This is a genomic window from Sphingobacterium sp. UBA6645, assembly GCF_002455685.1.
Classification (GTDB): domain Bacteria; phylum Bacteroidota; class Bacteroidia; order Sphingobacteriales; family Sphingobacteriaceae; genus Sphingobacterium; species Sphingobacterium hotanense.
The window spans coordinates 1-11,111 of record NZ_DKLH01000094.1; the positions used below are offsets into that span (position 1 = coordinate 1).

The window sequence follows — 11,111 nt, forward strand, 5'->3', positions numbered from 1 at the left end:
TTTCACTAAACGTCTCCAACTTTAACAGACCACTGATCCTGCTAATCCTTGTATCCTTCCTTTCCTGGTTCAAAGACAAAATATCCTGCCCATCCTTGCATCCTTCCTTTCCTGGTTCAAGACTAATGTTCCCTTCCTTTCCTGGTTCAAGACAGCGGTCTATTATCTAAAATCTGATATCTAATGTCTAATCCCAATTGTCCACTACCGAACACTTTGTTGTTCGTCTCCGAACATCCCTTTCTTTTTCGGTGTTTTAAATCACTGATAATCAATAGTTAGTATAATTGGCATAGGCTATGGAATGCCATAGGAAATTGCATACATGAAATACTTAACCATCTATTTATATATCGTAACAATTTGTTGTTGTTTAGTTAGCAATCTTAAGGGGCAAACTCGCACCTTGTCCCTTTCGGATTGCATTCGTAAGGCGGTAGCTAATAATCCGACGTTATTACGTTCGGAACTTAATATAGACCGGGCGGATCTTCAGTATAAGCAGGCGCGCTACGATCGGTTGCCGCAGGTGAGCGGCGGATTGGCACATGAGCTTAGTCAAGGTCGAAGTATTGACCCGACGACCAACCAGTATGTAGACCGCTATAACAGCTATGGCAATCAATACCTCAATGCGAATGTCCCGATCTTCAACGGCTTTGCCATTTTACACAATATTCGTCGTCGTGCGAATGCGAAGGAGGCCGGAAAGCTAGAATTTGAAGGTGCTAGAAATGAGTTGAAACTGGATGTCATTGAGGCATACCTGAAAGTCTTAACAGCGCAGGATATGCTAACCCAGATTGAGGGGCAGATCGCTGTAACAAAGGAGCAATTACATAGACATGAGGTACTGAATAGAGAAGGTGCGGTTGCTCCGGGCGATCTTTACGATATCAAAGGACAGTATAATAGCGATCTGAATTTGTTGGAACAAACGAAGCAATCTTTAAATGATGCGAAGCTGACACTAGCAACGTTTTTGAATATCAATATTGCAGAACTACCCGCATTAGAAAAATTGGAGACAGAGCAAGCGAGCACGGCTTATAGCGCTGATGATCTTTTTCGTTCTTCATTGACGGTGCTACCTGAGTATCGTGCATTGGACTGGCGGATGAAGGAGATCGAGCAGCATATTAAATTGATGAAGTCAGAATATTATCCTTCCTTATCCTTTGGCGCAGGTTTAGGCTCCAACTATAGCAAGGATGGGGGAGAGGTTTTCAACCAGATGAAGAATAATCTTCGAAAGAGCCTTTCATTAAGCTTGACCATTCCCATATTCAATAGATTTGCGACGCGTACGAATGTGCGTATGGCGCAGGTTGATTTTAACGAGGCAGTGCTGAATAAAAGTATTCGTGAAAACGAACTCCGTATGAACACGGCCAAAGCCGTATTTGACTTGCGAACAGCACAGACGCATGTACAGAACTTGAAGGAGCAGGAACAGAGCTATCAAGAGGCTTTTCGTATCGCCAATGTACATTTTGAAGCGGGTAATAGTAATTCGGTCATTTACTTGACGGCGAAAAACAAATTAGACAATACGCGTAGTCAATTGGTAATCAAACAATATGAGTGGTTGCTTCAAAAATATATTAACGATTACTATGCAGGGGCATTAAATTTATAATTAACTTAGACCTAGCATGAAGAAAGCAACCGTACTTGTTGTAGATGATGATCAGGATTTATTAACCGCCACCCGTATCCTGTTAAGACCTAAAGTTAAAGAGGTTATTGTTGAACATAACCCAGAGAAATTACTGAATATTCTAGAGAAGCATTCGGTTGATATCCTCTTGTTGGATATGAACTTTAAGAGTGCGATAAACACCGGTAATGAGGGCTTATACTGGTTGGGGAAAGTAAAGGAGAATTTTCCTGCCGTTCAGGTCGTGATGATTACGGCCTATGGTGCGGTTGATTTAGCCGTTAAATCTTTGAAGCAAGGGGCAGCGGACTTTATCGTTAAGCCTTGGCAGAATGAACAGTTGCTGAGTACGCTGCAGGGGTTGATGGACGAGCATAAACCGGCGCAGGCGAATGTGAAGTCGAAGCCAATGGTTTCGGATCAGGGCATTGTAGGCAAGTCGGCAATTATGAACGATCTGTTTTACAAACTCGACAAGGTATCACCTACGGAAGCCAATATTCTTATTCTCGGAGAAAACGGAACAGGGAAAGATTTGATAGCAAACGCTATTCATCAGCGCTCTTTGCGCAATAAAAATCCATTTATTAAAGTCGATGTAGGTTCACTGACCGAAACACTTTTCGAGAGTGAACTATTCGGCTATAAGAAAGGTGCATTTACTGACGCCCGGGAAGATCGAAAAGGCCGTTTTGAGAATGCCGACAGTGGTACTCTTTTTCTGGATGAGGTCGGGAATATCAATCTGCAACAACAGGCCAAGCTATTGAGTGTATTGCAAAACCGCGCTGTCGTTCCTTTGGGTTCTAGCCAGCCCGTTGCAGTGGATATACGCTTAATTTCCGCAACCAATGTTCCATTGAAGGCATTGGCGGATGAGTCGAGATTCCGAAAGGACTTAATCTACAGAATAAACACCCTGGAAATTCAGGTACCGGCATTGCGTGAGCGAACAGATGACATCCCCCTTTTAGCTAACCATTTCCTTGATTTCTATAACAGGAAATATCATAAGAATATCGCCGGTTTGGAAGCAGACGCGCTACAGAAGCTGAAGCAGTATCATTTTCCGGGAAATGTCCGCGAATTACAATACAGCATCGAAAGGGCGGTTATCATGTCTGATCAATCTAGTTTGCGCGCCGAGGACATCCTATTTTCTCCCATTGAGTCTGTTCCTGAAGCGACAAGCTCAAGTACCGACTTTTCTTCCCATAACCTAGAAGAGATGGAACGTAAGGCGATTAAATCAGCAATTGAACGCTATAATGGGAACATCAGCAAGGCAGCGAAGGAATTAGGACTGACGCGAGCAGCCTTGTATAGACGCCTGGAAAAATACAATTTGTAAATATGTCGAGATTAGCGATTGCTGATTTTTTTAAAGTGCTGGCACTCTTGTCGCTTGCTGTTGGAATCGCCTACTTGATTTTCTTAGGCTACTACAGCTATGCGCTTTTGTTATTTCTGATCACTTTTTATCTAGCCTATCGCTTTGTTGCCAGCCATCGGTTTCTCGTGAAACAAATGCTAGAGTTTTCCGAAGCCGTAAAATATAGAGATTTCACGCGCCGTTTTGTGGTAAAGAATAACCAGTCGACCGAGGGTAAATTGTACCAGGCTTTCAACCAGATCAACGAAATTTATAAAAATATAAGCATCGATCAAGCCCTTCAGCATCAGTACCTCAATAAGGTAATCAATATGCTGGATACCGCCATCTTGTTTTTCCATGCCGATACCGGTAAAGTAATCTGGGTAAACGATGCCTTCAAATCGCTTTTTGAGGTTCCTCATCTTGGGAATATTGCAGGCTTACAGCGCAGAAATGCAGATCTGTATGAGAAGACCATGCAGCTGAAGGTAGGGAAACAGCAAATGGAGACCACCAATTCTGCCTCCGGTAAGATCAAGGTACTCCTGCAATGCTCGGAGTTTGAGACGCAGGACGGACAGTTTCGCATCGTGGTCTATCAAAACATCAACGAAGCAATCGATGAAACGGAAACAAAAGCTTGGCATAAGCTGCTCCGCGTGCTGACCCATGAAATCATGAACTCCATTGGTCCGATCAGCTCCTTGGCTGAAACCCTGCATAGCCGCTTGGAACAATGGGAAGGCGATCAGGATATTGAAGACCTCAAAGTGGGAATATTCACCATTAAACGTCGAAGCGAAGGGCTGTTGCAATTTGCGAAGAGTTATCGCCTGATTAATAAGGTCGATCAGCCACGAGTGGCGGAGATTCTGCTCGTGCAGCTTTTCGAAAATATTTATCAACTGCTCGAACCAACGCTCCTCCAAAAGAATATCGATGTGGATATCATCATCAAAAATACCCGGATGGTACTCTTGGCAGATATCAACTTAGTGGAGCAGGTCCTAATCAATTTATTGCTTAACGCCATTGAAGCCGTCAAGGATCAGGAAGACCCTTATATCAGCCTGACAGGCATCGAAAGTAACGGCCGCATACAGATCAAAATTCAAGACAACGGCGTCGGCATGTCGCCCGAAATCCAAGAGCAGATCTTTACCCCATTCTTTACCACCAAAAAAACCGGAACGGGCGTCGGACTTACCCTCAGTAAGCAGATTATGCTGATGCACAACGGAAACCTCTTAGTCGACAGTCAAGAAGGCGAGGGGAGTGTTTTTACTTTGCAGTTTTGAGAGTAGATGTTAGAGATTAGATTTTAGACATAAGAGTAGGGCTGGAATTAGATTTTAGAAATTAGACGTTAGATATTAGAGCAGGGCGCTGATTAGGCGCCTTTTTTGTGTTTGAGTTGTTTGGGAAAGGGGGAAGTTTGTTTTGCACCAGGAAAAAAAGGATTTAAGGATGTTCAGGATCATGTTGAAAGAAAAAAAAGGATTTCTGAACCAGGAAAGGAAGGATGAAAAGATGGTCAGGATCGTGTTGAAAGAAAAAAGGATTTCTGAACCAGGAAAGGAAGGATGAAAAGATGGTCAGGATCATGTTGAAAGAAAAAAGGATTTCTGAACCAGGAAAGGAAGGATACAAGGATGGTCAGGATCCTGCAAATCGTTTAATCCTTCCTTTTCTGGTTCAGACAACTCAAAAAGCAAAAGGCGCCTAATCAGCGCCCTGCTATAATGTCTAACGTCTAATGTCTAAAATCTAATATCTCCCTAAAACGCTTCACTTATACTCAAATAAAAGCCTGACTGTCTTTTTTCGCCGGGGCGTTGTTCGCCGAAGGCGTAGTCGAAGCGGATGCTGCTATTATGTTCTAAGCTAAAGAAGTAGCGAAGTCCTGCACCGTAGCTAGGGAGCAAGCGGATGTCGTTTTCCTTGGAGAATGTGCTTCCGGTTCCGAGGAATGCGTTGATTCCGACGCGAGGGTGGAATCTATAGCGTAGTTCAGCCTGGGCTGTCGCGTAATTATTGTCTTTGTATCGGCCGAGGTAATATCCGCGCATAGTCATATCGCCTCCAAGATCACGTAGCACGTAGAATGGGACATTATCACCGTACGTTCCGCGGAACAATCCTTGGGCAGCGATTGTCAGGGTCTTGTTGATTGGGTAAAAACCGCGAACATCGACCTCCACTTGTGAGCCGATGAAGTTGTCTTTGCCAAAGAAGTTGGGAGCATAGCTGTATTTGGCGCGGCCATAGAAACCACGCGTAGTATAAGTGGTATTATTTCTGTTGTCGTATAATGCCGATGCGCCGATGGCGAGGTATTGTCCTCCAGATTTTCCGTAAACGGTTGGCTCTTCGAAGATACCGCCAGCTTCCATGTCTTTGAATTTTAAATGCTCGTAGTTCACATTTAATCCGGCGTAGAAGTTGGGAGCGAAGCGTTTCTCGCCGTCAAGTTTGATGCGGTATAGCTTTTGGTCGAGGTAATCCTCATCTGCCTTCCAAGTATCATTGCCGATGCCATAGAAATTGAATGGCCAATCGCGATAGCGAAGTTCGGAGAGGATGTGGTATTCATTTCCTTTGGTCCAGATATCGGAAATTAGCTTAATGTTTTTTTGTTTTTTCGTCGTCAGGGTACCGATTAGGGTTAGGTTGGACGTTCGGCTATTTAGATCTTGTTTATCGATATAGAAGTTATACGTACTTGCAATTCCGTATTCGAAACCTGTTTCTTGAGCATACCCTACTGCCGGGAGCACCATAAAGCTTGCCGATCGCGTGGAATCTTTCTCGGAGGAGACGAATTTTTTGATGATTTTTTTAATGAAGTTTGTACTGTCAGGGCTAGTTTCCTGCGCTGTTGCATTCAGATGCAAACCTAATGTTAAGGCTGCAAGAGGTAGAATTTTGAATAATCTGGTATTAAACATGCGCAAATATAGGGGTTCTATAGAATTGAAAATAAAAATTATTTACTTGCGTATCAGGTAAATGGTTTTTGAAGCGCAAAAAAAAGGATAAATATATTTTGTAATGTGCTTTCAGTAGCTATCTTTGCATCATCAAAACGGGGAAATAACGAACGAAGTTTTGATGAGTTCTTTAAGTGAAAAAAAATGAAAATAAAACTTGCAGAAGTCAAAATAATATCAGATTTTTGCACTCGCTATCTAGAGGTAGCCGTTCTTTAAGAAAGTTTTATTAAATTTATATACGCCTCCTTAGCTCAGCTGGTAGAGCAACTGACTTGTAATCAGTAGGTCATTGGTTCGATTCCGATAGGAGGCTCAAACGTAACTTCGGTTACAGGTCTGGAGGGGTTCCAGAGCGGTCAAATGGGACGGACTGTAAATCCGTTGCTTCGGCTTCGAAGGTTCGAATCCTTCTCCCTCCACACACACTCTTTGTTTACGCTTTAGCTGCTTGCAGTTTTCTCAAAGCGTAAACAAAAAAAAGCGGAAGTAGCTCAGTTGGTAGAGCGATAGCCTTCCAAGCTATAGGTCGCGAGTTCGAACCTCGTCTTCCGCTCAATTTATAAAACAAAACAAGTCTCTGTCTTCTTTGATATTTTTATGTAAAGACTAGAGGCTTATAGCTGTAAATAAGGTTTTTGTAAGCCGAAGTAGCTCAGGGGTAGAGCACTTCCTTGGTAAGGAAGAGGTCGTGGGTTCAAATCCCATCTTTGGCTCGACACAAAAGTTTTTTTAACTTTGTAACATAATTAAAAGAAATATTTTATAATTACTAATTCGCATAAACATGGCAAAAGAGAAATTTGACCGTAGTAAACCGCACTTAAATATTGGTACTATTGGTCACGTTGACCACGGTAAAACGACTACAACAGCTGCTATCACTAAAGTATTAGCTGATAAAGGTTTGTCAGAAGTTCGTTCATTTGATTCAATTGACTCAGCTCCTGAAGAAAAAGAGCGTGGTATCACAATCAACACTTCACACGTAGAATACCAAACAGCTAACCGTCACTATGCACACGTTGACTGTCCAGGTCACGCCGATTACGTTAAGAACATGGTAACTGGTGCTGCTCAAATGGACGGTGCTATCATCGTTGTTGCTGCTACAGATGGTCCTATGCCTCAAACTCGCGAGCACATCCTTTTAGCTCGTCAGGTAGGTGTTCCTGCGTTAGTAGTATTCTTGAACAAAGTTGACTTAGTTGATGACACTGAGTTATTAGACTTAGTTGAGATGGAAGTTCGTGAATTATTATCATTCTACGAATTCCCAGGTGATGATATTCCTGTAATCAAAGGTTCTGCATTAGGTGCATTGAACGGTGAAGAGAAATGGGTTGATTCAATCATGGAACTAATGGACGCTGTAGATAACTACATTCCAATTCCTCCACGTTTGACAGACTTACCTTTCTTAATGCCTATCGAAGACGTATTCTCGATCACAGGTCGTGGTACAGTTGCAACTGGTCGTATCGAAAGAGGTGTAATCAACTCTGGTGATCCAGTTGAGATCTTAGGTATGGGTGCTGAGAACTTGAAATCTACAGTAACAGGTGTTGAGATGTTCCGTAAAATCTTAGATTACGGTGAAGCTGGTGATAACGTAGGTTTATTGTTACGTGGTATTGAGAAAACTGATATCCGTCGTGGTATGGTTATCTGTAAACCAGGTTCAGTAACTCCTCACACAGATTTCAAAGCTGAGGTTTACGTATTATCAAAAGCTGAAGGTGGTCGTCACACTCCATTCTTCAACAAATACCGTCCTCAATTCTATTTCCGTACAACAGACGTAACTGGAGAAATCACTCTAGAAGCAGGTACTGAGATGGTTATGCCAGGTGATAACGTAACAATCACTGTTAAGTTGATCAACGCTATCGCTATGGAAAAAGGTCTACGTTTCGCTATCCGTGAGGGTGGTCGTACAGTAGGTGCTGGTCAGGTAACTGAAATCTTAGCGTAATCTCGAAAGAGATTATCTCTAAAACATAGAAATTAAGCTAACCGATGCAAGTCGGTTAGCTTATTTTTTCAAAACCATCTGATTTTTAGATGGTCAGAGGACGAACTTTTTCTTTATTGTATTTCAATAGATTCGGGTTGGTTCTTTGTATCAAAAGAAGGTTGTTTTTTTTGATAATAAATTGAAATAATATTTGTTGTAATGGGGTTGAAAACCTATATTTGCAACGTTAAATAAAAAGCTACACGGGCATAGTTCAAAGGTAGAATAGAGGTCTCCAAAACCTTCGATCTGGGTTCGAATCCTAGTGCCCGTGCAATTAACTTAGAAAAATTATAAATGGCAAAAGTGCTTGATTTTATTAAAGACTCTTATACAGAGATTACTGAAAAAGTGACTTGGCCTACTTGGTCTCAATTGCAAAGTCACGCTGTAGTCGTGCTTGTTGCGTCCTTAATTATTGCGATCGTTATCCTAATTATGGACAAGGCTTCAAGTAACGTTATGGAGTTGTTGTACGGTACGGGAGCTTAATTTTCTAATCCAATATTAGTATGGCAGATCAAAGTTTAAAATGGTACGTGGTACGTGCTGTAAGCGGGAAAGAGAAGAAAGTAAAACAATATCTTGAGGCAGAAATCAATCGCTTAGGCATTCAACACCTTGTTACGCAAGTATTAATCCCTATGGAGAAATACTACCAGATGCGTGATGGTAAAAAGGTGGCTAAAGAACGTAACTATTACCCTGGATACGTTTTGATCGAAGCAGCATTGGATGGTGAGATTGAACACGCAATCAAAAATGTAAATAGCGTAATTGGTTTCTTAGGTGATAAAGCCGGAAATGCAATTCCTTTACGTCCGTCAGAAGTTAACCGTATCTTAGGTAAGGTTGATGAAATGGCTGAGCAAGGTGAAAGTATCAATGTTCCTTACTATGTAGGTGAAACTGTAAAAGTAAGTGACGGTCCTTTCAACGGATTTACAGGTGAAATTGAAGAGGTACATGAAGATAAGAAGAAGTTAACTGTAATGGTTAAAGTATTCGGTCGTAAGACTCCTCTTGAATTGAACTACATGCAAGTAGAAAAAGAATAATCTAGTATCTAGTAGTTAGTACTTAGTATTTAGTATAAAGACCTTAGGCGTTGCAATTGCAGCGCCTTTTTTGTGTTGCATATCGGGGGAGAGGAGGAGATTTGTTGATCTTGTGTTGAACAAAAACGTTACTTGCTGTTATTTGCTGGGAATTATTTATTGCATATCTTACTGTATAATTTTCAAACTAACCATTATGCAAATTTACCGCACCATTCTAGTCACATTCTTTGTCTGCGCTTCTTTGTTGTTGCAGGCACAACAGAAACCTTTTATTATTTCATATGTCACCGCTGGGACAAAGGCATTGCCGGACCCGAACTTGATCACGCATATTAATTATGCGTTTGGTCAGGTGAATAAGACGTTCAATGGGGTCGTAATTTCTAATGAACCTCGTTTGCGCGAGGTTGTCGCCATGAAGAAGAAGAGTACACATTTGAAAGTATTACTTTCTATTGGCGGATGGGGGAGCGGTCGCTTCAGCGAGATGGCCGCAACGGCCGAAAACAGGGAAGCTTTTGCCAAGGACTGCCAACGTATCGTACAGGCTTTTGACTTGGATGGTATTGATTTGGACTGGGAATATCCGAGCAGCAGCGAATCGGGAATTTCCTCTTCGCCGGATGATGTCGGTAATTTCACACAACTTATGAGGGATATCAGAAAGACGATAGGAAAACAGAAACTGTTGACACTTGCTACGATTGCTGATGCCAAGTATATAGATTTTAAGGGGATCGATCCTTACATTGACTTTGTGAATGTGATGATGTATGATGTGACTTTGCCGCCATTTCTACATAATAGCTTGTACAGATCGGAGCGATCTGGCCGGGTAACCTTGGTTGAAGCCATGGAAGCTCACATGAATGCTGGAGTGAAGAAAGAGAAATTGGTCATGGGTATTCCGTTTTATGGTCGAGGCGATAAAAAGGAAACGCCGGATTATGTCATGTTTAAGGACTATGCTAAGTTATCGGGTTTTGAGGAAAAATGGGATGACGTGGCGAAGGTTCCTTATTTGTTGAATGAGGATGGTGCTTTGGTTTTTACATTTGAGAACGTGGAATCCTTGAAATTGAAAGCCGCCTATATTAAATCGCAAGGTTTATTGGGAGCGATGTATTGGGAGTTTTATGGTGATGACGAGCAGTTGTCGATGAGTAAGGCGCTTTTTGAATCTTTAAATTAATGTTATATTTGCCAGGAATTAAATCGGGAGATATTCATTGTTTTATTTAATCGTAGAATAGTCAAGTCTAGGTCTAACTACTAACTACTAACTATTAAATACTCACTTCTAAGGACTTATTCAGATAAAAAGTAAAAATTCTTTCAGTTTCTCGGGATTTATATATATCTTTGCACCTCGTTTGTATGCAAAACTCCGTTTTGTTGCGGCGAGAAAAAGTAAATGTTACGTTATTGCTTCCAACTTACTAACAAACATTTAACAAATTAAATAACAAAACAAAATGGCAAAAGAAGTCAGTGCGTTAGTAAAATTACAAGTGAAGGGCGGTGCTGCGAATCCATCTCCTCCAGTAGGACCTGCATTAGGTGCTAAAGGTGTGAATATCATGGATTTCTGTAAGCAATTTAACGCTCGTACGCAAGATAAACCAGGTCAAGTATTACCTGTTGTTATCACTGTATATGCCGACAAATCTTTTGATTTTATCATCAAAACTCCTCCAGTTGCAGTTCAATTAAAAGATGCTGCTAAGCTAAAAAGCGGATCTGGAGAGCCAAACCGTAAGAAGGTAGCTTCAATTACTTGGGATCAAGTAAAGACTATCGCGGAAGATAAAATGCCAGATTTGAATGCATTTACAGTAGAATCTGCTATGAAAATGGTAGCAGGTACTGCGCGTAGTATGGGTATCACTGTATCCGGTGATGCTCCTTGGAAAAATTAATTAACGAAATCAGTTTAAGAAAGTGGCTAGATTAACAAAAAATCAAAAAGCGGCACTATCCAAAATTGAAGCTGGTAAAGCGTACTCTT

General features: G+C 41.5%; 9 protein-coding genes and 5 tRNA genes. 13 read left to right on the forward strand and 1 reads right to left on the reverse strand.

The window, feature by feature from the left end; all coding sequences use genetic code 11:
- Positions 1-325 precede the first annotated feature (325 nt).
- Genes B2400_RS17040 through B2400_RS17050 form a run of 3 tightly spaced genes read left to right on the forward strand, consistent with a single transcriptional unit; the run spans position 326 to position 4,333 of the window.
- On the forward strand, positions 326-1,639 hold the full coding sequence (locus B2400_RS17040; protein ID WP_293935237.1) for a TolC family protein: 1,314 nt from the start codon (positions 326-328) through the stop codon (positions 1,637-1,639).
- A gap of 16 nt (positions 1,640-1,655) precedes the next feature.
- Positions 1,656-3,011, forward strand: a complete 1,356-nt coding sequence (locus B2400_RS17045) for a sigma-54-dependent transcriptional regulator (protein ID WP_293935240.1) — start codon at positions 1,656-1,658, stop codon at positions 3,009-3,011.
- Positions 3,012-3,013: 2 nt separating this feature from the next.
- Positions 3,014-4,333 (forward strand): sensor histidine kinase, encoded by a 1,320-nt coding sequence (locus B2400_RS17050; RefSeq protein ID WP_293935242.1) that lies wholly within the window; start codon positions 3,014-3,016, stop codon positions 4,331-4,333.
- A gap of 480 nt (positions 4,334-4,813) precedes the next feature.
- Here the strand turns inward: B2400_RS17050 and B2400_RS17055 are convergent, their stop codons facing one another.
- Complete coding sequence (locus tag B2400_RS17055; protein WP_293935245.1) at positions 4,814-5,983, reverse strand: BamA/TamA family outer membrane protein; 1,170 nt, start codon at positions 5,981-5,983, stop codon at positions 4,814-4,816.
- 285 nt (positions 5,984-6,268) lie between these two features.
- On the opposite strand from B2400_RS17055, the gene B2400_RS17060 reads away from it, so the two are divergent.
- The 10 genes from B2400_RS17060 (at position 6,269) to rplK (ending at position 11,022) form a co-directional block, all read left to right on the forward strand.
- Positions 6,269-6,341: transfer RNA gene (locus B2400_RS17060), tRNA-Thr, on the forward strand.
- Between the two features lie 25 nt (positions 6,342-6,366).
- A tRNA-Tyr gene (locus tag B2400_RS17065) sits at positions 6,367-6,447 on the forward strand.
- A gap of 61 nt (positions 6,448-6,508) precedes the next feature.
- Positions 6,509-6,581, forward strand: a tRNA-Gly gene (locus tag B2400_RS17070).
- Positions 6,582-6,669: 88 nt separating this feature from the next.
- Positions 6,670-6,741: transfer RNA gene (locus tag B2400_RS17075), tRNA-Thr, on the forward strand.
- A gap of 71 nt (positions 6,742-6,812) precedes the next feature.
- A complete protein-coding gene (tuf, locus tag B2400_RS17080; RefSeq protein ID WP_149526999.1) occupies positions 6,813-8,000 on the forward strand; it encodes an elongation factor Tu in 1,188 nt (395 codons plus the stop codon).
- Positions 8,001-8,245: 245 nt separating this feature from the next.
- Positions 8,246-8,316: transfer RNA gene (locus tag B2400_RS17085), tRNA-Trp, on the forward strand.
- Positions 8,317-8,339: 23 nt separating this feature from the next.
- Complete coding sequence (gene secE, locus B2400_RS17090) at positions 8,340-8,534, forward strand: preprotein translocase subunit SecE (RefSeq protein WP_149526998.1); 195 nt, start codon at positions 8,340-8,342, stop codon at positions 8,532-8,534.
- A gap of 20 nt (positions 8,535-8,554) precedes the next feature.
- On the forward strand, positions 8,555-9,100 hold the full coding sequence (gene nusG / locus B2400_RS17095) for a transcription termination/antitermination protein NusG (RefSeq protein WP_149526997.1): 546 nt from the start codon (positions 8,555-8,557) through the stop codon (positions 9,098-9,100).
- A gap of 196 nt (positions 9,101-9,296) precedes the next feature.
- The gene (locus B2400_RS17100) at positions 9,297-10,295 is read left to right on the forward strand and encodes a glycoside hydrolase family 18 protein (RefSeq protein WP_293935248.1); all 999 of its coding nucleotides are present in this window, start codon (positions 9,297-9,299) and stop codon (positions 10,293-10,295) included.
- A gap of 283 nt (positions 10,296-10,578) precedes the next feature.
- Positions 10,579-11,022, forward strand: a complete 444-nt coding sequence (rplK, locus tag B2400_RS17105) for a 50S ribosomal protein L11 (protein ID WP_149526995.1) — start codon at positions 10,579-10,581, stop codon at positions 11,020-11,022.
- Positions 11,023-11,111 lie beyond the last annotated feature (89 nt).

Excerpts from the sequence above, each read along its gene's own strand:
- B2400_RS17045 (WP_293935240.1), top strand. The coding sequence starts at position 1,656 with ATGAAGAAAGCAACCGTACTTGTTGTAGATGATGATCAGGATTTATTA.
- B2400_RS17050 (WP_293935242.1), top strand. The coding sequence starts at position 3,014 with ATGTCGAGATTAGCGATTGCTGATTTTTTTAAAGTGCTGGCACTCTTG.
- B2400_RS17100 (WP_293935248.1), top strand. The coding sequence starts at position 9,297 with ATGCAAATTTACCGCACCATTCTAGTCACATTCTTTGTCTGCGCTTCT.
- rplK (WP_149526995.1), top strand. The coding sequence starts at position 10,579 with ATGGCAAAAGAAGTCAGTGCGTTAGTAAAATTACAAGTGAAGGGCGGT.
- nusG (WP_149526997.1), top strand. The coding sequence starts at position 8,555 with ATGGCAGATCAAAGTTTAAAATGGTACGTGGTACGTGCTGTAAGCGGG.
- secE (WP_149526998.1), top strand. The coding sequence starts at position 8,340 with ATGGCAAAAGTGCTTGATTTTATTAAAGACTCTTATACAGAGATTACT.
- tuf (WP_149526999.1), top strand. The coding sequence starts at position 6,813 with ATGGCAAAAGAGAAATTTGACCGTAGTAAACCGCACTTAAATATTGGT.
- B2400_RS17040 (WP_293935237.1), top strand. The coding sequence starts at position 326 with ATGAAATACTTAACCATCTATTTATATATCGTAACAATTTGTTGTTGT.
- B2400_RS17055 (WP_293935245.1), bottom strand. The coding sequence starts at position 5,983 with ATGTTTAATACCAGATTATTCAAAATTCTACCTCTTGCAGCCTTAACA.